We start from the raw sequence: 20,488 nt of genomic DNA, 5'->3' as shown, positions 1-20,488 counted from the left end.
TGCCAAGTAGGTTTTGGAAATAAATTAAGACTCCCTGTAAATATTTTAAAATGCTAGAGACTTTATTACTCTCTGTAATCCATTAACTTTGCCTTTACGTAAGGCAGGAACTGTTTCCTTAGCAACAGGAAATAATGTTTTTCTATGATCTATAATTCTTTCGGTTCTCATTTTGATTCTTTTTTCTTTTTCTTTATGCTCATATAGTTTGAATAGATCATCTTTTTTACCGCCATTATATTTAAATGCTCTTAATCTTGCCCATTCTATCTGCACCATCTTCTGACCAGGCTAAAGGTCTCGAAGACATTCTCGAAGCTAATACATGACTTACATGACCTTCCGCACTACAACCTTCTGCATTTGAATCATTTACAAAGTTCTCTATACCTGCCCAATTAGAGTATATATAACTTCTTGTTTTCTTAACTCTCTCTTTTTCTTCCTCATTCTCTGCTTTTTCTGACAGTATTTTAAAAGTTGATCTAACCCATTTGATTTTAGCTTGATTTAAACCCAACCAGAGATTACTTCTTTGTTTTGGATAGTGCCCAGTTGCCTTAATTACATATTTATTCAAGTGATATCTATCCAGTATATATTTTGTTTTATGAATCTCTTTTAGACCGGTTTTAATCCAGTTTGCTCCATCTCCTGCTAAAAATATCGTCTCTATGTAGTCCATGTCATAAATATCATCTATATAGCTTAAAACCTCTTCCCAGAGGTCTTCAGACTTGTTGTAAATACCAGAGAAGAATTTAACATTCTTTAATTTATTTCTAGCTCCTTGACGTCCTTCATGTACATAAACAAGCTTAGTTATTTTGTTCTTAGATTTACTTTTCTCATCTTCATCACGGTTTTTCTTCTGGATAGAGATATGATCTTCATCTGCTTCTATGTAAAGATATTTAACTTTCTTTTTCTCTTTATCTTCAAGTTTCTCGTCAGTAGCTCTATTGTCTATTTTACCAAGTTTTTTTATTTTGTTTAAAGTTGTCTGCTTACTTAAAGGAACAACCCTAGAAGCCATGTTAGCTGCTTTCTGATAGGAATATTCTTCAGCCTTTTCTACCAGATCAAGTTCTAGACCTTTATCCAGTCGCTGGTATCTTTCAATACCAAAGATATCATCTACAAGATAAGTATAATCAATATCTTCAGTGTTTTTAGAGGCATAATAAGAAGACTCCCCTTTCTATTTTGTTTTTTGTCCTAAAAACATTTTATCAAAAAGGGAGTCTTCTTTCTATTTTTTTGTCTAATTTTAATTTGAATCTCCAAAACTTATTTTACACTATGTTCTCTTGTAAATCACTAAATATACTTAGCTATTAGCTGATAAAGTTTGTCTTTTTTTAGTGGTTTAGTTAGATGGTCATCAAAACCTTCTTTCAAAGCTTTTTCTTTATCAGAATCTAAAGCATAAGCAGTTAAAGCAACTACTGGTGTTTTAATTTTTTTATTTTCTTTTTCCCATTTTCTAATTTCATTTACTGCCTGATAGCCATTCATTTCTGGCATCTGAATATCCATTAAAACTAAATCATATAGCTTAGATTTAAATTTCTCTACAGCTTCAATTCCATTTTTAGCAATATCAAGCTGATAGTTTTTCTTTTTTAAAAAAGCCTTGATTAGAAAACGATTATCTGGATTATCTTCAACAATTAATAACTCTTTATTTGCAGTAGTTAAATCTTTTTGACTAACTTTTTCTTTTTCGGCTTTTTGTTTAAAATCATTAGCCTTTTTATTTTCTATTTTAGCTGCTGCTTTTTCTAATAAAGAAAATAAATCTTTTTTACGAACTGGTTTCATCATAAAATCATTAATTAAACCTTCTCTGTTTTGTAAATTTTTTTCCGCATAAGCTGAAGATAAAATTATTATCTGTAGGTTTGGTAAATCAAACTTTTCTCTTATTTTTTTAGAAGTATCTAAACCATTTTTTTGAGGCATAAAATTATCCATTAATATAATCTGATAAGGTGCCTGGGCTTCAATACTTTGAGCTATCTCTGTTAAAGCTTCTTGCTGATTTTGAGCTGTACCTATTTCTATTCCTCTTTCAGCCAATATTTCTTTTAAAATAAAGATATTAGTTGGATTATCATCAACAACTAATATTTTGTACTGCTCAAAATTTCGAGTCTGACTTTTCTGAGACTTAAAATTATTTTCAACTATTTTTAAAGGTAGAGAAAAGTAAAAAGTGCTACCAAGTTGAGGAGTACTTTTAAGCCAAATTTTTCCTCCCATTAATTCTACTAATTGTTTAGAAATTGTTAATCCTAGTCCTGTCCCTCCATATTTACGAGTACTAGAAGAATCAGCCTGAGTAAAACTATCAAAAATTTGTTTTTGTTTTGCCTTTTCAATTCCAATTCCAGTATCCTTAATAGCAAAGATAACCTGCTTTTGATCCTTGCTTTTAAATTCTGAATCAATTCTAAGATCTAAAAAAACCTGACCTTTTTCGGTAAATTTGACTGCATTACCTAATAAATTAATTAAAATTTGTCTAATTCTTTCAGAATCACCAATTACACATTCAGGTACTTCTGCTGCAATTCTTAAAGGTAATTCTAAACCTTTTTTAAAGGCACGCAGAGAAATCATTTCAGCAATATTTTCAACTGTTTCAACTAAATTAAATTTTTCTGCTTCTAACTCTATCCTGCCAGCTTCTATTTTGGAAAGATCAAGAATATCATTAATTAAAGTTAATAGGCTTTCACCTGCATTTTGAAAGATATTAATATATTTTTGCTGTTGTTCACTCAACTCAGTTTCTTGTAATAATTCAGCCATCCCAATAATCGAATTCATCGGAGTTCTAATTTCATGGCTCATAGTTGATAAAAATTCTGATTTAGCACGCGAAGCTTCCATTGCTTTGTCACGCGCCTGTTTTAATTCAAGGTTTTTTAATTTTAATTCATTCGAATATTCTTCCATTTTATTTAAAGCCTCTACTTTTTCTGTTATATCTACATAAACAATCTGAACTAAATTTAAACCATTTAAATTAATAGAACTAGCTTTGATTAAAACATCAATTAAAGAACCATCTTTTTTAATATGTTTGGTTTCAAATTTTAATTTTTCACCTTCTGCTAGTTTTTCTAATTTAAATCTAATTGAACTAGGATCTGCCAAAGCTTCATAATCTTCTATTTTCAGCTGAGCAAATTCTTCTCTGGTATATCCCAATAATTCACAGACTGTATTATTAAATTCAACAGCTTTGGTTGTCCTTGGATTAATTAAAGCTAAACCAAAAAGAGATTCATCAAAAATTCTCTTAAACTTTTTTTCATACTTTTTTCTTTCAGTTATATCATAATTAACTCCAATGACTTCTTTTGTTTTACCTTCAGCATTTTTGACTGGTTTACCAAAAGATTTAATATATTTAAAAGTTCCAGATTTAGTTATTATTCTAAATTCATGGTCAAAAATTTGACCATTTGCCACAGCTTTTTTAAATTTAGAAGATGTCTCTTTTCGATCTTTAATATAAATATGCTCAGTCCAACTTTGATAGGAATAATCACTATGATCATCAATTTCATAAATTTTGAGCATATATTCATCCCAAATAAGCTCATCAGTTACTAAATCTAATTTCCAAACTCCTATTGCTGCTGCACTAGTTGCCAATTTATACCTTCTACTTAATTCTTCTTTTTCTTCTTCTAATTTTTTTCTTTGAGATATATTACGGGCACTACCAACAATATAGTTAACCTCTCCAGCTTCTAAAACAGGACTTAACTTAGTTGCCCAAACTGTAGTTCCAGTTGGAAATTCTAAAACTTCTTCATAATTAATAGTTTGCTTTTGATCTAAACATCTTTGATAACAAGCTTGTACAGCTTGTCCCATTTCTGCACCTAAAACTTCAACCGGAGTTTTTCCATAAATATTTTCAGTTTTAAGTCCAGTTAATTTTTCATGAGTCGGATTTAATTTTAAAAAACGAAAATCTTTATTCTGATCAACTTCAATAATAAAAAGAGCATCTTGGGTATTATTAAATACAATTTCGTATTCTTTTTTTAAATTGAATTTAGTCAATTTATGCCAACTCCCTTATTTTTCTACATAAATAATTTCTAAATTGTTTAGATATTTTTTTAGTTTAAAAATTATTTCTTGTAGGATTTTCTCGTTTTTAAGTTCAGCTTCTTTTTCTATTTGACTACCTAACTCTGTTAAATAATCAAAACCATAACCTCCACCTGATCCTTTTAAGCTGTGACCAATAATTCTAATTTGATTAAACTCTGATTTCTTTAGTAATTTCTCTAATTCCGTAATATCTTCTTCTCTATTCTCTAAATACTGTGGAATTAAAAATTCTAAATCAGAATCAATATAAACTTTATTTTGAGCCATTAATTTCCCTCCTCTATAATTGAGCACTATTAAACTAAAATATTTTTAATTAAAATCATAGTAAACAGTTTTGTTGCGTCCAGTTTCTTTGGCTTGATATAAAGCCTGATCTGCCTTATCAATAAAAGATTTAATTAATTTTTGACTAACTTCAGTTTTCACTTGCAGGCTGCTAACTCCCAAACTAACTGTTACATATTCAGCTATTGGCGAGTTTTTATGCTCTAACTTTAAAGCCATAATATCTTTTCTAATATCTTCAGCTATTTTTAAAGCTCCGCCTTTAGCTGTATCAGGTAAAATAACAGCAAATTCTTCTCCACCATATCTAGCTGCGAAATCAGAGGCTCGCTTACTATTTGCTTCTAAAACAGAGGCTATTTCTTTTAAACACTCATCTCCCTCTTGATGACCATAAGTATCATTATATTGTTTAAAATGATCAATATCTAGCATAATTAAAGCTAATTCTGTTTCTTTTCTGCGGGCTCTCTTTAATTCTTTTTTTAATGTTTTATCAAATAAACGACGATTTGAAATTCCAGTTAAACCATCAACTAAAGCCATCTTTTCTAATTTTTTATTAACATTTTTCAACTTTTCGGAAAGAGCCAATAATTCTTTTTCTCTTGCTATTCTTGATTTAATTTCTTTTCTTAACTTAATAGCAGAATTAACCCGAGCCATAAACTCAATCTTTTTTATTGGTTTTTTAATATAATCCATGGCCCCTGCTGCAAATGCTTCTCTCAAAAAACCAGCCTCTTGCTGAGCAGTTATCATAATAATCTGAACTTCTTGATAAACTGGTGACTGCTTTATTTTTTTGCAGATCTCAATTCCATTTTCAGCTTCAAGTATAATATCCAAAATTATTAAATCAACTTTTGGTTCTGTTTTCAAATCAGACAGATTTAAAAAATCATATGTTTCAGCAGCTGTAGCTGTAAAATGAATTTCATCAACCTCCAATTTTTCTAAATAAGTTTTTAGTAACATCCGCATATCCTGATCATCATCAACAATTAAAATCTTAATTTTTATCACCTTTTCTCAATTTTTTAAAATAAATAAGCAAAAGTATTATATATTTAATTTTAGCATTTATAAGGTGAAAAAACAAAATCAAGCTTAAAAAATTAAAAGAAAAAAGGCCTATTTAATAGGCCTTAATTTGTAAATATTTAACAATTAACTTAACTTTTTTCTTAATGACTTAATAAAATCTTATTAAAATTAATTTTTTCACTACTTATATTTTTTAAAAATTTAGCTATTAAATAAGGATCAAATTGACTACCAGAAAATCTTTTTAACTCACCAATTGTATAATCAAAGGAATAAGCTTTTTTATAAGCTCTTTGATTTAGCATTACATCAAAAGCATCAATAATTGTGATAATCCTTGCTAATATCGGTATTTCATACTCTTTAAGACCTTGAGGATAACCACTTCCATCCCATCGTTCATGATGTGCTAAAACTGCTTTGCCAACATTCTGCAGTTCAGGTATGTTTTTAATAATTTCATAACCAATCCTAGGATGTTTTTTTATAATTTCAAATTCAGTTTTTGTTAACTTAGCTGGTTTTTTTAATATACTTTCTGGAATAGCAACTTTACCAAGATCATGTAAATCTGATAATAATTTCAATTCATCAATTTCTTTTTTATTAAGATTAACACTTTTTCCTAAGTTCACTGCTAATTTTTTCATTCTTTCAGCATGATCATAAGTTTCAAATGATTTAGCTTCTAAGGTTTTAATCATTGCACTTATAACACGATGTCTTGTGCTTTCTTTTTTACTTAACTTATTTAAATACATATTAGTCATTGCAGTAGTTATCACACTTTCTATACTTTGGCTCAACTTAGACCAAGTTGCTACTCCTATGCCCAGACTAACTTTCACTTTATTAATCAAATTATTATAAAACATAACTTCTATTTTTTCTACTATTTTTTCCGCTTTAACTAAATTTTTAGAAAGTAGAATTATTAAGAATTCATCTCCACCTGTCCTAATTATATAATCTCTTAGTCCAACTAACTTAGATAAAATAGTAGCAGTTTCCTTAACTATTTGATCCCCAAAGTTATGACCATACTTTTTATTAATAGCCTTTAAGCTATCAATATTTACAACAATAAAACTAATTGGAATAGATTTTTTATTTTTCAATTTAATTAAATATTTATTTAAAAATTGGCGATTATAAAGACCTGTTAACTGATCATGTAAAAGAAAATATTTTAATTTTAATTGATATTGATATAATTCTTTTTTTCGATTAAGTATTAATTTAATCCGATTTAAAAAAATGGATTTTCTTAAAGGTAAATCTATAACTTCTGTAATTCTTACTGGTAAAGCTTTTTCTCCTTTTATTTTTTTATTTTTTATTAGCAATTTAGGAATCACTCTTTTATTTTTAACAAATTTATTCTTCATCTGGTAATAATTATTTTGATCAAGAATTATTAAATCAGCTGAGCTAAATTTATTTTTATTAAAATTATTAGCTGTATCTAAAACATATTTATTTGCTAATACCGATTTTATCTTTGCTAATAATTTATTATCATCAACCAAAATTAAAATCCTATTATTTTTAAAAAAGCAAAATGATTTTTTCTCTATTCTATTTCTTTTATTCATCTAAATACCTCCATCTAGTTTAGAGATAAAATCAAAAATATTTTATTCTTCTTCTTTTTCTTCATTATTTTTCTTTTTTACTACAAATTTAGAAACTAATTTAGCTAATTTTTCTGCCTTTAGATCAAGTTCTGAACTATCAGCTTTTATTTCTTCGACCAAATCATTATTCTTTTTAGTATTATTATCAATTTCTAAAACAACTTCCTGAATTTCTTCAGATGCAGTTGCTTGGTCTTGAATTGAAACAGATATTTCACTAATTGTTTCTGCAGTTTGAGAAGAGTTTTCTACTATCTGTTTAAAGGTTTCACCTGTCTCATTTATTAATTTGTTTCCATTTTCTATTTTTTCAATAATATCTTTTATTAAATTTTCAATTTCATTAGCAGAGTTTGAAGTTCTTTCTGATAAATCTCGAACTTCAGCTGCTACAACAGAAAAACCTCTTCCAGCCTCTCCAGCTCTTGCAGCTTCGATTGCTGCATTTAAAGCTAACAAATTAGTTTGAGAAGCTATTTCATTTACAGTTGAAATTATTTCTTCTATTTTAAAACTACTTTTTGAAACTTCTGCCATTGAATCAACAGTTTTTTCTATAGTTTCTGAACCCTGTCTTACAACATTAAGATTTTTCTTTCCAATTGCACTTGCTGCTTCTGAGCCAGAGGCAACTTCTTCAATTGAAGCTGTAACTTCTTCCATATTAGCTGATATTTCTTCAATTGATGAAGCTTGACTTGTTGTTCTAGCAGCCAAATTATTATTTTGTTTTTTAATTTTATTAGTAGACTTTTTTAAATCTCCAGAAATAGATTTAACACCTTCAATAATTTGAACCAAAGAATCTATGGTCTGATTCAAATCATAAGCTAATTTACCTATTTCATCTTGTTTATTCACATCTACTCTTTGTCGTAAATCGGTTTCTTCACTTATCTTTTTTAATACAGTTCTAATTTTATATAAAGGACGAGAAATTATAAATCTAATCATAAAGAAACTGCTTAATAAAGCTAATAGAATAACTGTCATAAAAACTATCAAATTCTTTTTTAACAAGCTATTAATTGGTGACATAATTTCTGCCTCATCAACTTCAGAAATTAGAGCCCAATCTAAATCTTTTATTTCAAGCGGTGCATAAGCACTAAAAACCTCATTCCCTTTGAAATCTTGATTTACAATAATCCCTTCTTGATGAGCAAATGCTTTTTTAACAGCTTGAGTATCCACCTTGAAATTAAGTAAAGTATCTTTTTCAATAAAATTAACATTTGACCTCATTAAAAAATCTTCTCCGACTAAGTATGATTTACCACTTTCATATTTTAAATTTTTCTCAGCTACAATCTGGTCTATTTTATTTGATGTTATTTCTAAAACTATTACTCCCTCAATTTGATTATTATTAGTTATAGGTGCTGACATAAAAGCAAGTTTTTCCTGACTAGGTTCATAATGAGAAAAATCTGTTATTGAGTTTTTAATTAAACCTTTTTCATATGCTTTAGCAAGACCTGTATTATTATATCGACCTGTTTTAAAGTTAGTATTTAAATCTTTTCTATTAGTAGTAGCATATTTAACTTCTCCCTCAGAATTTAATATAAAAATATTTTTCCAACCTAATTCTTTTTGCTGTAGATTTAAAAAATCAATCACTTCAGGATTATAAGTATTTGAAATACTACCTTTTATCAAGTTAACTTGACATAACAAGCTCAATTCTTTTTCTAATTCTTTAAAATAATTATTAATTTCCTTTTCTTTTAACTCTCTCACAACTTCCAACTGATCTATTGTCTGTTCTTCATTCATAATTAAAGAATCATGATAACTTAAATAAGTCATAATACTAAGACTTAAAAAAGTAATTCCAACAAAAACAGTAATTAATTTTTGACTAACACTTAGTTTTTTAAATGGATTTTTCATTATGGCCTCCTCAAATTTATTAGTTATATATTAGTGAATAACTAAAGTATATTATAATTGTAATAAAAGTGCTAATATTTACACAATTTGTGTAATAAAAATTAATTTTCTTTTATCTATTAGAAATAAAATTAAATAGACTCTCTTTGTGTCTAGTTTTTTATTTTCAGAATATTTTTATTAATTTTACATTTTATAGTTAAAATGTTATAATTATTATTAGTAATTAATTTTTGAATATAAAATATTTTTTACTATTATTCTAAGAAGGAGGAATTAAATGGACAATTTTTATAAAAGATTAAAAAATATTAGAAATCAACACAATTTAAGCCAAAAAAAATTGGCTGAAGAATTAGGCTATGCTCGAACCACAATCTCTAACTATGAACAAAATATTAGAATTCCTTCACTCCAAACTATAACAGAAATAGCTGATTATTTTAACGTCTCTGTTGATTATTTGCTTGGACGAACAAAAATCAAAAATACATTTCAAGATTTAATTCTTAATAAAATGCAAGTGCCAGTTTTATTAATAGATTCTGAAAGTTATAAGATTATAGATTTTAATGAAAAAGCCCTTAATTACTATAAATATCAAAAACATCAATTAAATTATAAAAGTATTTTTAAAATTAATAAATCAAATAAAACTATTGTTAAAACTAAAATTAAAAAAGCAATTAAAAACCAAAGTTATTCTGCTAATTTTGTGCATCAGCTTGCAGATGGAAAATTAAGAGATGTTATTGTTTTTTATCAAACAATTGAAATTAATGCTAAAAAAATTATTCATGCTACTATTTTTGATTTTGATGCTCCAGCAAATATAATATTTAATTTAAATAAAGTTTCTAAAATTTTTCTTAAAATTTTTAATTCTAAGCTTCCTTTTCTAAATGAACACCATGAAAATGTACGAAAAGTAGCTAATCTAATTGCTAATAATTTGAATTTAGATACTAAAACAACAAATTTGATAGAACAAAGTGCTAAAATACATGATATTGGTTCTCTGCTTTTACCAACAGAATTACTTTATAAAGAAAATCTAACTAAAAATGAATATAAAATTATTAAAGAACATCCAAACTACGGCTATGAATTATTTAATTGTTTAAACAAAGATATAGCAGAAATCATCAAACAACACCATGAAAGAATTGATGGCTCAGGTTATCCGCAAAAGCTTAAACAAAATCAAATAAAAAAAGAAGCAAAAATATTAGCTGTTGCTGAAGTTTTTGCTTCTATGAATAATAATAGGCCTTATCGAAAAAAACCAGGTTTTAAAGAGGCCTGTCTTGAATTAAAAAGAGAAAGTGGAATTAAATATGATAAAAAAGTAGTTGAAACCTGTTTAAAAATAGCTGAAAATAATGGCTTTTATTTTCTAAAAAAATAAAAAGTCTGCTTAAAAGCAGACTTTTAATTATCATTTTTAACTTGACTTCGATAAATAATATTAATTTTTTTAGTTTCGGGATCTTCAATTATTTTAGCCTCTACTTGATATACTTCGCGCAAAAGATCTTCAGTAATTATAGTTTTCGGCTTTCCTTCAGCAAATATCTTCCCTGCTTTCATTACATAAATTCGATCACAATAACTTACTGCTAAATTCAAATCATGAATAGCAGCTAAAACCTCTTTTTTTAATGATTTAATTAAATCTAGAATTTGTAATTTATATCTAATATCAAGGTGGTTTGTCGGCTCATCTAAAATCAGTAATTCTGTCTCTTGAGCCAAAGCCCGCGCTATTAAAACTCTTTGCTTTTCTCCTCCAGAAAGTGTAGCAAAACTTCTGGCAGCATAATCAACTAAATTAACTTTTGCTAAAGCATTATAAATTATCTTATAATCTTGTTCACTTTCAACTTCTAGCATTCCTTTATGAGGTGAACGACCCATCATTACTATTTCTTCAACTGTAAAATCAAAGTTAAAATTATTAAGTTGTCTCACTACGGCCATTTTTTTTGCACTTGCCTGAAAAGATAAATCTTGAAGTTTTTGTTGATCAAGTTTAATTAAACCTGCTTGCGGTTTTAAAACTCTATAAATAGTTTTTAACAAAGTACTTTTACCACTACCATTTGGGCCAATCAAACCTATAAATTCACCTTTAAAAACCTGAGCTTTTATTTTTTCTATTATCTTTTTTCCCTCAATCATTAGACTAAGTTTATCAATTTCTAACTCCATTTAATTACCTCCAAATCCATATGATTTTTTTATCAAAAGCCAAATAAAAAATGGTGCTCCTAATAATGAGGTAATAATTCCAATTGGCATTTCTGAATTAGTAATTAATAGTCTGGCTAAAACATCTGTCCAAACTAAAAAAATTGCTCCTACTAAAGCAGAAATAGGAATTAATTTTTTATGATCAGTACCTACAAATGATCTTACAATATGAGGGATAATTAAACCTACAAAGCCTATGGTGCCTGCAGTATAAACTACCATTCCTGTCATTATTGAAGTAACTACTATATATTTTTTGCGATAAGATTTTAAATTAGTTCCCAAAGTTAAAGCGCTTTCATCTCCAATTAACATCATATTTAAATTTCTAAACTGAAATAAAAAATAAATTACTCCTAAAACTATTATCACTGCTGGCATCAAGATGTTTTCCCAAGCAGCTGGAACAAGACTTCCCATCAGCCAAAAAGTTAAGGTTTTCATCCCCTGAGCATCATTAGCAAGGTAAATAATAAAACTAGTAAAAGCAGAACATAAAGCACTAATTGCCATCCCTGCTAAAAGCAATTTAACTGAAGAAGATTTACCACCTAAATTTGCAATACTATAGACTGCTATTGAAGCTAATAAGGCACCAATAAAAGCTGCTAAACCAATAAAATTAGACCCTAGTAAAGAACCAACCCCTAGCATAATAGCAAATGTTGCTCCTAATGAAGCTCCTGAAGAAATCCCTAAAATATAAGGATTAGCTAAAGGGTTTTTAACCATTGCTTGCATTACAACCCCAACGATTGATAAACCCATTCCTACAATAGCCCCCATTAAAACTCTCGGAAAACGAATTCCCCAGACTATATCATAAGTCATTCCAGTAGTTAAACTTGCTTGAGGACCTAAAAAGACTTTAAAAATATTATAAGATAATATTCTAAAGATTTTAGTGATTTGGATAGAAACAGGGCCAAAAAAAACAGCAATTCCCATCGAAGCAAAAAGAATCAAAGCTAATAAAGCAATAGTTATCAATAATGATTTCTTTTTAATCTTTATTTTATTTTTAAACTCATTTTGATCTAAATTACCTTTTTTAAACAAAAAACCACCTATTTTTCTCTAAATTATAAAACTTAAGCTCTAAGTCAATTAAAATTTATTCGAATAGCTCAGGATAAAAAGCTTGAGCAAATCTATCAATACTATTTATTGTCCTAATTCCACCTGCATAAGTTTCAGCAAGAGGAGTATTTACTATTCTTTTATCTTTTATTGCTTTAACATTTGCTAAAACTTTATTATTTGCTAAACTAGCTTGATTTTGGCTCTGCTCTAAATAATAAATTGAAATAATAACATCTGGATTTTTGGCAATAATATTTTCTGGGCCATAACTTTGATTAGCCTTTTTTTGAACCAAATTTTCCCCACCAGCTTTTTCTACTAAATCATTCACTAAAGAATTTTGTCCATAAGCCCGATATTTATTATTGCCAGAGCTTTCTAAAATAAGAACTTTAACTGGTTCTTTCCCTTTAGTTTTTTGAGCAATATAGTCTATCTTAGCTTCAATTGGCTCAATTAGCTCAGCTGCTCTTTTTTCTACAGCAAAAATTGTAGCTAAATCTCTAATATCTTTAAAAACATTTTCTAAACTACTTTTTTCTTTAACACCAGAATTTCTTTGAATAAAAGTTTTAACACCTTTTTGTTTCCAGCTAGAAGTAGAACCCAGATTATTAGCTGCAAAAACACTCTTCCAGCCAATAATTAAATCAGGATTTTTAGCAATCACTATTTCTTTAGCTGGATATCTATCTGCTAAGACTGGTATCTGTTGATATTTTTCTTTTAATTCTGGTAAAATAGGATTATCCAACCAAGCAGTACCTACCATATAATCTTCTAAACCTAATTTTAATAAAAGTTCAGTTGGGGGTTGGTTAGTAGTAATCACCCGCTCAGGCTTTTTAGAAAAAGTTATTGTCTGAGCTTCACCCTGCTCATTGAAATTGGTAATTGTAACTGGATAATGATTTGCAGCTAAAACACTTCCTCCTAAAAACAGAAAGCTAAATAAACAGATAATTATTAAAAAAATAATTCTTTTTCTCATTTTTAATTCCTCCCTTTTAAAATATAATCTTCACTTAAATATTAAATTATTCAGTCCAAAATAAAAAACCCAACCCGATAGAGGTTGAGTAAGTAAAAACTATTTATAATCAAAATATTAATTTTAGCTTTTAAAATAAATCAAAATTAAGCAATCAAATTTAACTAACTTTAATTTGCAAACTAAAAATTTTAATAGTTTTACCTATTTCATGTCCATCGCTGAATTATAGGTAATTTACTCAGGCAGGTCTCCTGACTTCTAGCTGAAAAACTTAGTCCTTCCCTAAAAATTAGGTGGAACAAAGTCCAAAAATGCTAGTTACAGTGGCGGGACCGCTCAGGATTTTAACCTGATTCCCTATTCTCCTCTTATTAGCTAGAGGCACCTTAGTAAAATAATATTTTATTTTGAGATCTAAACTAAATAATTATAAGTTATATTATTAGACTTATATACCATAATAATACTAATTAACATAAAAAACAAGGGTAAAATTTAATTTAAAGATTTAAAGGTGAATTGCAAGTTGCAATGCACGGTTTTTTTGATTTTTTTTAAATAACCTGTACCTTCAGTATTTCTAGATGCTAAAATTTAGTTTTTCTCTAAATATTTCATCTGAATTACCGTAGTCAAACATCTTTCTGGGATAAGTATTTATGAATTCCTGAATCTTTTTTACCAGGGTTCTTTTGATTCCTTTGAAACTTGTGCCTTTAGGTAAAAATCTTCGAATAAACCGGGTAGCTACCTCATTTGAGCCTCTCTGCCAGCTGCAGTATGCATCACAATAATACTGGCTGGTTCTGGGGATGCTACTGCCTGTAAATGATTCTTCTATCCCTTCATAATCTGCAAATTCTGATCCATTGTCTGTGGTTATCGTTTTGAAAGTCTCCCTGAAATTAACTACCCCAAATCGTCTTTCTATTCGATCCAATCCTTTTACTACTGATTCTGCTTTTTTGTTGGGTATTTTCTCTATGATTTCCTGTCTTGTCTGTCTTTCTGTTAAGACTAGTAAAAACGGTTCTCCTTTTTCTTTTAAACCCTCTACCAAATCCATCTCCCAGTGTCCAAACTCTTCCCTGGTATCAGCCCCTTTAGGTCTATCCCTAATTGTCCGCCCTTCCTTGCGTCTTGTAGTGCTTGCACTTTCTTTAGGCCTATCTTTCTCAGGTTTATAATTGCCATGTATCAGATCATCTCTATCTATATCCAAAACACCTTTATCTATATAATTATAGATTGTTTTCCAGTGTAATTGTAGGTCATAATCATCTGATTTTTTAATATCTTTTGCAAGTGCTGCAGGTGATCTTAATTTAAGTATCTGTTCTTTTATAAATTTAGCTAAATCTTTGTTTTTACCTATTTTTAAATCTCGCCCTTTAGCAGTATTATTTTGCTCATAAACTTCCTGTCCTCTTTTTGCACTATAGTCTTTTCTATAAGTCCAATCATAATTTTTTTGCTTTATTTCACCCTTTTTAATTTCACGACTTACTGTAGTTCTATGACAGTTTAGTTCTTCACCTATTTCAGTATAATTTTTATCCTGTTGATTGTATAAATGCTCAATTTTAACGCGATCTTCATAACTTAGGTGTTCACCTTTTTCTCTTTTTATGTTACAATTATTTTGACACATATTCTGTACCCTCCTAATGTTTTTGTGGTTATTAACATTATACAAAAGGTACAGGTATGTGTCTATTTTTTTTCAAATCACCGCGTGCATTTAATTATACAATTTATCTTTAAAGATTTAAAGATTAATAAAAAAATCTCCTTACTGGTCTTTAAATTACCGAATTATAGCTGAGAAAGCCTCGCCTATGATAATGGGCGGGGATGAATCAGCTATTTTAATTTTTAGTTAATGTGGAAATTAAAATTTTGTATAATATGTTCTTGAAAATGAACATATGTTTATGATATAATGTGTTTAACAGCTAACATTTAGGAGATTTTAATAATGAATACCTATAAAAACACAAGACATGCAAAGTTTCTTTTAAATTATCATTTTATATGGATTCCTAAATATAGAAAACATATTTTAGATAATCCTAAAATTAAACAATTAACCTTAGATACTATCAATGAATTAGCTGATACACATAAATTTGAAGTGTTAGCTACTGAAATAATGCCAGATCATATACACCTTTTTATATCAGCTTTGCCTAAGTATTCTCCCAGTAAGCTAATGAATATCATTAAAGGTACTACTGGAGGGAGAATATCAAAGCACTTTCCAGAGTTGAATATTAAAGGTTCTATTTGGACTAGAGCATATTTTGTAGCTACTGCAGGTAATATGAGTTCTGAAACTATCCAACACTACATTGAAAATCAAAGGTGATTAATATGCAGCTAACCTATATTTTAGAGTTATTAAAACCAACTAAAAGAAAACAAAATATATTCTTAAATAACATTGTAGAAGTAGTTAAGAATCGTCAGGCTATTGCTGCAAAACTTAAAACAGGAGAAACTAAATTAAGTTCTGCTGACTTTAAAAATATAAAACTACCTTCTGCTGTTAAAAATCAGAATATTAGAGAAGTTAAAGCTCTCTATAAACGATTTTTAAAATCTGGTTCTAATAAAGATAATATCGAATTTAAAGATAACCAGCCCATCTGCTATAATAATCAAAATTATAAGATTGATCATCATATAATCTCAATACCTCTTTATACAACTAAATGTCAGCGGTTTGCCTTCCCTGTTAAGCAAACTAAAAGATTTGAAAAGCTGCACCAGCATATCGATAGTGGATGCAAATTGGGTAAAGCCTGTCTCTTCTACAAAAAAGGTAAATGGTATTTTGCTGTAACAATTAAAATTGCTGATAAAAAAACCACTAACTCTAATTTAATGGGAATTGATATAGGGCTTCGCCAATTAGCAGTTGCTAGTGTTAAAACTCCTCAAGGCAAAGAGATTAATCGCCAATTCTACAATGGTAAACAGGCAGGTTTTATCCGCAAAAAGTATCGTATGTTAAGAAAAAAACTGGGTCAATCTAAAAAAATTAAAGCTATTAAAAATATTAATGACAAAGAGCAGAGAAGGATGACTGATTTAAACCATAAAATTAGTCGCCAACTTATTAATCTTGCTGTGCAAAAGCAAGTTGGTACTATAATTATGGAAAATCTAGAGAATATCCGAAATACTGCTAAGAGTCTTAATAGAGCTGATAGAAACATCCATAGCTGGACTTTTTATCAACTTCAACAGTTTATTGAATACAAAGCTGAATTAGCTGGGATGAAGGTGGAATATATAAATCCAAAGTACACTTCCCAGAGTTGTTCTAGATGTGCTAAAGTTAAAAAATCTAACCGCAAAGCTAATCTATACTCTTGTGAGTGTGGTAATCATATCCACTCTGATTTAAATGCAAGTCGTAATATAGCTAATAAATATTTAGAACAACAATCTGCTTAGATGGTAATAGTCTAAGTGCCTGAGTGCCTATATTAGCAATAGTGCTAGGAATATGCTATTAGAATGCATAGTCGGCTATCTCAGGAGGGCTGATGACACAGCCTAAAGTTTGCGTCATGACGGTCTCGATGACCTAATACTGAAACTATCAATACGCAACTACAAAGAGAGTTTCAGTGCACTTGCCTACCAGAAATGGACTGGCATTTAATCAGCAGACAACCTCGTGAAGGCCTCGATAGCCTAATGCTAACCCAACTATGCGTATCACAAATGTAGGGTTATTGAAATAGGCTCGCTGGCTAATATTGAAACTAGAATTTCGTAATACAAAAAAAGAGTTTCGGTGAAAGTTCCTTTAAGGAATCCTCGGTCCTAAGCTTTGCGAACGGGCGGGGAGGATGTCAAATGGATTTGAGACTGACGCTCTACTCCAATTACACGCAAATCTTTGTTTTCAGGAAGTGAAGCATCATATTTTGTTCCTTCATAGCGATTGCGGAGTACATCCATTACCTCTAAAGCAGATACTTTTTTATCTGGGCTATAAAAAAATGGGTAATATCTATCTGTCTTATATTCACCTACACTAGATGGTGCTAATAAACGATGTCCCATCCAAGTACGCATATTAGAATAATCTTCTCTTGCTTCTCCAAAAGTTGAAGCAATATGTACTTTACCATTTACTTTTTGAGTCCAGTTATGTTGATCAGCTATGTTAAATAGATCCTCATGAAACATTACATTTTCTGTATCAGTTCGATCTAAAGTTTCAATCATAAATTGATTTCCAAAAACAGCTACTTTATCTGCTGGCATTTTTTTAGCAGCCCACAAATGACCACTATAAACTTCAAATACCCAGGCTTCTTTTTGGTCAGCAAGCATGATTACATTTCCTTCAGCTGAACCATAACTTTCAACTAGATCTGCTAAAAGTTTAACACCTTCTCTTGCAGTCTTTGTTGTTGCAGCTACAACTCCAGGCAGAATAGATTCACGAAGTCCAGCTTCAACATATGGATCTACTTCTAAAACACTTTCCTTTGGATAAGCAGATACAGTTCCACTAATAGATAATCCATATTCATTTGTAGAATTCATTTGTAGAAGCTCCATAATAAGGGCCATCTTCATAAGTAGACGAATCGGGAATAATTGTATATTTATAAGTGGTCTCTGGCAATTTATAAGAAAATCCATTTACATCATCAATAGTCCGACCAGATTCATTTTCTACTCTTTCAACAACCTTAAACATTTTATTATAAGCACCTGTACTTTGATCTTCACTTCTGGCAAAAATTGTACTCCCATCTGCACTTACATCTTTTCCAACATAAACTGCACTACAAGCAAGTACACTTCCACTACTAAAAACAAACAAAATCATAAGTGTACACAAAACAATTTTTAATTTTTTCATTTTTCCCCACCTTTTGAATTTATTAAATATTTTTACATTATATTAATATTATAGCATTAATTGTTGAATGTCGTCAATTATTTTGTGCTAAATTTCTGACATTTGCAAAAATAATAAGAGGAAGAAATTATTTTTTGGCGAATTAGATGATATAACTAAAATAATACTTCCAAAATATTAAATAATTTATAGCTATTAAAGGGGAGGGAGAAGATGGATATAAAGATCAATGACCATTTTGATTTTAAAAGACTTAATTTAGTACTTGAAAGTTTTAATCAAGCAACCGGTTTTGTAACTGCTATTCTTGACCTTGAAGGCAATGTATTATCTAAATCAGGTTGGAGAGAAGTTTGTACTGATTTTCATAGAATTAATCAAGAAACTAAAAAAAATTGCTGGAAAAGTGATACCTTCCTAGCAAATAAAATGTTTGAGGGAGAAAATTATCATGCTTATAGTTGCTTAAATGGTTTAGTTGATGTTGTGGTTCCAATTATTATCCAAGGAGAACATTTTGCTAATCTTTTTACAGGCCAATTTTTCTTTACTGAACCTTCAATAGAGTTTTTCGAAAAACAAGCAGCTAAATATAATTTTGATAAAAATTCATATCTGGCAGCAATCAAAAAAGTGCCTGTAGTATCAGAGGCTAAAGTTAAATCGATCATGAAAGTATTAGTTCAAATAATTGAAATGATTTCAGATTTAACTGTTGAAAAAATGGAACAAGAAAAATTAAATAATTTACTGAAAAAATCATATGAAGAAATAAAAATAAGCGAAAAAAAATATAGAAATCTTTTTGAAAATATGAAAAATGGTTTTGCTCTCCATCAAATGATCTATAATGAGCAAGGAAAGGCTATTGATTATCGTTTTTTAGATCTAAACCCTGCTTTTGAGGAATTAACTGGCCTTAGTGCTTCTAATTTAATTGGAAATACAGTCAAAAAAGTATTACCTAAAATAGAACAAGACTGGATTGATAAATATGGCAGAGTAGCAGCCACAGGTGAATCTATTTCTTTTGAAAAATATGCACGAGAACAAGATAAATATTTTATAGTCCGGGCCTTCTCCCCAGAACAAGGTAAATTTGCGACTATATTTTCAGATATAACTGAACGTAAAAAAGTAGAAGCCGAATTAAAATATAGAACCTTTCACGATGAACTAACTGGATTATATAATAGAGCCTACTTTAATGAGGAAATAAAACGCTATGATAATAAAAGACAATTGCCCCTCAGTGTGATTATGGGAGATATTAATGGCTTAAAAATAGCTAATGATAGCTTTGGTCATCAACAAGGTGACAAACTTTTAAAAAAAATTGCTCAAATAATTAAAGATTCCTGCCGGAAAGAAGATTTAGTAGCGCGTACTGGAGGAGATGAATTTATAATTTTATTACCTAAGACTTCTGAAAAAGAAGCCAAAGAAATTTATGCAAGAATAAAAATTGCCTGTCAAGAAGCTAAATCTGAGCCAATTGAGCTTAGTATTGCTCTTGGAATTGCATCTAAAAGAGAAATCGGCATTGATTTTGAAAAAGTATTAAAAAAAGCAGAAGACAAAATGTATCAAAATAAAGTTCATGAAAGTCAAAGTGTGCATAATACTATTTTGGCCTCATTAGAAACAATGCTTAGAGAAACAACAAATGAAACTTTAAAACACAGTCAAAGACTTCATAATTTAGCTATAGCCTTAGGAAAAAAGCTAGACCTATCCCAACATGAGTTAGATGTTTTAGCTTCATTAGCAAATTTACATGACTTAGGAAAAATTACTATTTCTAAAGAAATATTACAAAAATCAGGTTCATTAACCAATAAAGAATGGAAAGAAATAAAAAGACATCCAGAAGCAGGCTATAAAATAGCTAAATCATCTCCTAAATTAAATGAAGTAGCTGAAGGAATTTTATGCCATCATGAACGCTGGGATGGCAAGGGATATCCCCAAAAACTTGTAGGACGATCAATTCCACTTCTAGCCCGTATCATTACAATTGTCGATGCCTATGATGTAATGACTAATGGCAGGCCTTATAAAAAACCTATGCTCAAAGAAGAAGCTTTAAACGAAATAAAAAATTGTGCAGGTAAACAATTTGATCCCAAATTAGCTAAAATATTTATAGAGAGTTTAAAAAATAGTTAAATTTAAATATTTTTTATTATGACTATAAAATTTCTTGACACCTAAATTTAAATATACTATAATAAATATATTAAATACAAAGGCTTGAAT

Annotated in this window: 17 protein-coding genes and 1 riboswitch; of the genes, 4 read left to right on the top strand and 13 right to left on the bottom strand. The window is 29.1% G+C overall.

All coding sequences use genetic code 11. The features are described from left to right. Window positions 1-45: 45 nt before the first annotated feature. The 7 genes from HPRAE_RS10840 to HPRAE_RS00310 form a co-directional block, all read right to left on the bottom strand. Window positions 46-276, bottom strand: a complete 231-nt coding sequence (locus HPRAE_RS10840; RefSeq protein ID WP_050755986.1) for a hypothetical protein — start codon at window positions 274-276, stop codon at window positions 46-48. Continuing rightward, on the bottom strand, window positions 242-1,132 hold the full coding sequence (locus tag HPRAE_RS00335; protein ID WP_245528286.1) for an ISLre2 family transposase: 891 nt from the start codon (window positions 1,130-1,132) through the stop codon (window positions 242-244). The genes HPRAE_RS10840 and HPRAE_RS00335 overlap by 35 nt, the downstream gene beginning before the upstream one ends. Window positions 1,133-1,320: 188 nt before the next feature. Next, window positions 1,321-4,086, bottom strand: coding sequence for a response regulator (locus HPRAE_RS00330; RefSeq protein WP_014552253.1), 2,766 nt, complete (start codon window positions 4,084-4,086; stop codon window positions 1,321-1,323). Between the two features lie 15 nt (window positions 4,087-4,101). Next, a complete protein-coding gene (locus tag HPRAE_RS00325) occupies window positions 4,102-4,407 on the bottom strand; it encodes an Hpt domain-containing protein (protein ID WP_014552252.1) in 306 nt (101 codons plus the stop codon). Window positions 4,408-4,452: 45 nt separating this feature from the next. Beyond that, window positions 4,453-5,454, bottom strand: coding sequence for a diguanylate cyclase (locus tag HPRAE_RS00320; protein ID WP_014552251.1), 1,002 nt, complete (start codon window positions 5,452-5,454; stop codon window positions 4,453-4,455). A 161-nt stretch (window positions 5,455-5,615) separates the two neighbouring features. Next, on the bottom strand, window positions 5,616-7,070 hold the full coding sequence (locus HPRAE_RS00315) for a bifunctional diguanylate cyclase/phosphohydrolase (RefSeq protein WP_014552250.1): 1,455 nt from the start codon (window positions 7,068-7,070) through the stop codon (window positions 5,616-5,618). Between the two features lie 42 nt (window positions 7,071-7,112). Continuing rightward, complete coding sequence (locus HPRAE_RS00310) at window positions 7,113-9,008, bottom strand: methyl-accepting chemotaxis protein (protein WP_014552249.1); 1,896 nt, start codon at window positions 9,006-9,008, stop codon at window positions 7,113-7,115. 280 nt (window positions 9,009-9,288) lie between these two features. Between HPRAE_RS00310 and HPRAE_RS10835 the strand changes: the two genes are divergently transcribed. Further along, window positions 9,289-10,416: an HD domain-containing phosphohydrolase gene (locus HPRAE_RS10835; RefSeq protein ID WP_014552248.1), complete on the top strand. Its 1,128-nt coding sequence runs from the start codon at window positions 9,289-9,291 to the stop codon at window positions 10,414-10,416. 23 nt (window positions 10,417-10,439) lie between these two features. Here HPRAE_RS10835 and HPRAE_RS00295 read toward each other — a convergent pair whose 3' ends face one another. The 4 genes from HPRAE_RS00295 to HPRAE_RS00280 form a co-directional block, all read right to left on the bottom strand. Continuing rightward, window positions 10,440-11,219: an ABC transporter ATP-binding protein gene (locus tag HPRAE_RS00295; protein WP_014552247.1), complete on the bottom strand. Its 780-nt coding sequence runs from the start codon at window positions 11,217-11,219 to the stop codon at window positions 10,440-10,442. Further along, window positions 11,220-12,320: a FecCD family ABC transporter permease gene (locus HPRAE_RS00290; protein WP_014552246.1), complete on the bottom strand. Its 1,101-nt coding sequence runs from the start codon at window positions 12,318-12,320 to the stop codon at window positions 11,220-11,222. A 55-nt stretch (window positions 12,321-12,375) separates the two neighbouring features. After that, window positions 12,376-13,335: an ABC transporter substrate-binding protein gene (locus HPRAE_RS00285; RefSeq protein WP_014552245.1), complete on the bottom strand. Its 960-nt coding sequence runs from the start codon at window positions 13,333-13,335 to the stop codon at window positions 12,376-12,378. Between the two features lie 227 nt (window positions 13,336-13,562). Continuing rightward, window positions 13,563-13,742: riboswitch (cobalamin riboswitch) on the bottom strand. A 176-nt stretch (window positions 13,743-13,918) separates the two neighbouring features. Then, window positions 13,919-14,989, bottom strand: a complete 1,071-nt coding sequence (locus HPRAE_RS00280) for an IS30 family transposase (protein ID WP_014552244.1) — start codon at window positions 14,987-14,989, stop codon at window positions 13,919-13,921. A gap of 327 nt (window positions 14,990-15,316) precedes the next feature. Between HPRAE_RS00280 and tnpA the strand changes: the two genes are divergently transcribed. Next, complete coding sequence (gene tnpA, locus HPRAE_RS00275) at window positions 15,317-15,706, top strand: IS200/IS605 family transposase (RefSeq protein WP_014552243.1); 390 nt, start codon at window positions 15,317-15,319, stop codon at window positions 15,704-15,706. A gap of 5 nt (window positions 15,707-15,711) precedes the next feature. Continuing rightward, the gene (locus tag HPRAE_RS00270) at window positions 15,712-16,800 is read left to right on the top strand and encodes an RNA-guided endonuclease InsQ/TnpB family protein (RefSeq protein ID WP_014552242.1); all 1,089 of its coding nucleotides are present in this window, start codon (window positions 15,712-15,714) and stop codon (window positions 16,798-16,800) included. A gap of 375 nt (window positions 16,801-17,175) precedes the next feature. Here HPRAE_RS00270 and HPRAE_RS00265 read toward each other — a convergent pair whose 3' ends face one another. Then, window positions 17,176-17,907, bottom strand: a complete 732-nt coding sequence (locus tag HPRAE_RS00265) for a C69 family dipeptidase (RefSeq protein ID WP_050755984.1) — start codon at window positions 17,905-17,907, stop codon at window positions 17,176-17,178. Beyond that, a complete protein-coding gene (locus tag HPRAE_RS11300; protein WP_050755983.1) occupies window positions 17,891-18,229 on the bottom strand; it encodes a C69 family dipeptidase in 339 nt (112 codons plus the stop codon). Before HPRAE_RS11300 ends, HPRAE_RS00265 begins: the two co-directional genes overlap by 17 nt. 213 nt (window positions 18,230-18,442) lie before the next feature. Here HPRAE_RS11300 and HPRAE_RS00260 point away from each other — a divergent pair, with 213 nt between their 5' ends. Further along, on the top strand, window positions 18,443-20,398 hold the full coding sequence (locus tag HPRAE_RS00260; RefSeq protein WP_014552241.1) for a PocR ligand-binding domain-containing protein: 1,956 nt from the start codon (window positions 18,443-18,445) through the stop codon (window positions 20,396-20,398). The last annotated feature ends 90 nt before the right edge of the window (window positions 20,399-20,488 follow it).

This window comes from Halanaerobium praevalens DSM 2228, from assembly GCF_000165465.1.
Classification (GTDB): Bacteria; Bacillota; Halanaerobiia; order Halanaerobiales; family Halanaerobiaceae; genus Halanaerobium; species Halanaerobium praevalens.
This window is presented reverse-complemented; position numbering and strand designations above follow the sequence as displayed.